This is a genomic window from Sphingobium sp. Ant17 (genome assembly GCF_000588875.1).
Lineage (GTDB): Bacteria > Pseudomonadota > Alphaproteobacteria > Sphingomonadales > Sphingomonadaceae > Sphingobium.
Window position 1 is genome coordinate 1 of the sequence record NZ_JEMV01000127.1, and the last position, 2,500, is coordinate 2,500.

The following is a 2,500-nucleotide window of genomic DNA, read 5'->3' on the forward strand; positions in this document are numbered from 1 at the left end:
TATGACCGACTTTCGTCTCTGCTCGACTTGTCAGTCTCGCAGTCAGGCGGGCTTATGCCATTGCACTCTAACAGACGGTTTCCAACCGTCCTGAGCCCACCATCGCGCGCCTCCGTTACTCTTAGAGACCGCCCCAGTCAAACTACCCACCACAGAGGGTCCCTGTACCGGATAACGGTACGAGGTTAGACATCAGAAAACAGCAGGGTGGTATTTCACCTATGGCTCCACATCAAACTGGCGTCGATGCTCAATCCCACCTATGCTACACAGCTCTTTCCTAATGCCACTCTGAAGTTGCAGTAAAGGTGCACGGGGTCTTTCCGTCTAACCGCGGGTACTCCGCATCTTCACGGAGAATTCAATTTCGCTGAGCATATCCTGGAGACAGTGGGGAAGTCGTTACGCCATTCGTGCAGGTCGGAACTTACCCGACAAGGAATTTCGCTACCTTAGGACCGTTATAGTTACGGCCGCCGTTTACCTGGGCTTCAATTCAGTGCTTGCACACCTCCTCTTAACCTTCAGGCACCGGGCAGGCGTCAGGCCCTATACGTCGTCTTGAAGCCGACTTAGCAGAGCCCTGTGTTTTTGCTAAACAGTCGCTACCCCCTGGCCTGTGCCCCCCATAAGAGCTTGCGCTTATATGGGGCCTCCTTCTTCCGAAGGTACGGAGGCAATTTGCCGAGTTCCTTCAGGATACTTCTCTCAAACGCCTTGGTATACTCTACCATTCCACCTGTGTCGGTTTAGGGTACGGTCTATACGGAGGGGCTATTTCCTGGGACGATTTCACAGCCTGGAGCAATCCAATAAGCCCAGACCATTTACACCATCCGTCACACACCTCCAGGCCCACGAATATTAACGTGGTTCCCATCGACTACCCCCTTCGGGCTCGTCTTAGGGGCCGGCTTACCCTGCTCAGATTAGCTTTAAGCAGGAACCCTTGGAATTTCGGCGACAGTGCATCTCACACTGTTAATCGCTACTCATGTCTGCATTCGCACTTCCGATACCTCCACGACCCATTACCAGATCGCTTCAAMGGCCTACGGAACGCTCCGCTACCGCGTGATCGTAAACGATCACACCCTAAGCTTCGGTGCATCACTTTTAGCCCCCGTTACATCTTCGCCGCAGGATCTCTTATTTAGACCAGTGAGCTGTTACGCTTTCTTTAAAGGATGGCTGCTTCTAAGCCAACCTCCTGGTTGTTTTGGAAATCCCACATGCTTTCCCACTTAGTGATGACTTGGGGACCTTAGCTGTAGGTTAGGGCTGTTTCCCTTTTGACGACGGACCTTAGCACCCGCCGTCTGTCTGCCGGACTAGACTCGTTGGTATTCGGAGTTTGGTTAGTGTTGGTAGATCTCGCGACCCCCGCAACCATCCAGTGCTCTACCCCCAACGGCAATCATCCGACGCTCTACCTCAATAGATTTCGCGGAGAACCAGCTATTTCCCGGCTTGATTGGCCTTTTCACCCCTAAGCACAACTCATCCGACAATTTTTCAACATTGAACGGTTCGGTCCTCCAGTGCGTGTTACCGCACCTTCAACCTGGTCATGCATAGATCGCCGGGTTTCGGGTCTAATGCATCAAACTCTATCGCCCTATTCAGACTCGCTTTCGCTGCGCCTACACCTAACGGCTTAAGCTTGCTTGATACACTAAGTCACAGACCCATTATGCAAGAGGTACGCGGTCAGATCTCAAGGATCCTCCCACTGCTTGTAGGCATCCGGTTTCAGGTACTGTTTCACTCCCCTCATCGGGGTGCTTTTCACCTTTCCCTCACGGTACTGGTTCACTATCGGTCATGTACGAGTATTTAGGCTTGGAGGGTGGTCCCCCCATGTTCAGACAGAGTTTCACGTGCTCCGCCCTACTCGAGTCCTGATGCTTTGCTTTCACATACGGGGCTGTCACCCGCTATGGCGTGCCTTTCCAGACACTTCTGTTAACTAAGCACCAGGCACTGGCCTGGTCCGCGTTCGCTCGCCACTACTAACGGAATCTCGGTTGATGTCTTTTCCTCCGGGTACTGAGATGTTTCAGTTCTCCGGGTTCGCCTCACCAAAGCCTATTTTATTCAGCTTAGTGATACCTTTCCCATTTAACACGGGGCCAGCATTGCTGCTGGACCAGTCTTAAATGGTGAAGGTGGGTTGTCCCATTCGGAAATCGCGGGATCAAAGCTTGCTCACAGCTCCCCCACGCTTATCGCAGCGTGCCACGTCCTTCATCGCCTGTACATGCCAAGGCATTCACCAGATGCCCTTACCTCACGCTTGAGAGTCCACACCACCAACGACAGCACTGGAAGATGATCAAGTGCTTGAATGTCGTTCGATACGGTATGGTTATTAAACTCAGCCAGATAATCATTTTAGTGTACGACTTGTCGATCGACCTTCATCCGCCCAGCCTTGCGGCCAAACGCATAAAAACCAATCCCATGTCGCCACGGCATCGATTAAAAAACCCATTCACAA

The 2,500-nt window shown here is 52.2% G+C and carries 1 rRNA gene; it reads right to left on the reverse strand.

Annotation, left to right across the window (positions count from 1 at the left end):
* A 23S ribosomal RNA gene (locus BF95_RS24455) occupies positions 1-2,299 on the reverse strand; the annotation flags it as partial.
* Positions 2,300-2,500: the final 201 nt, after the last annotated feature.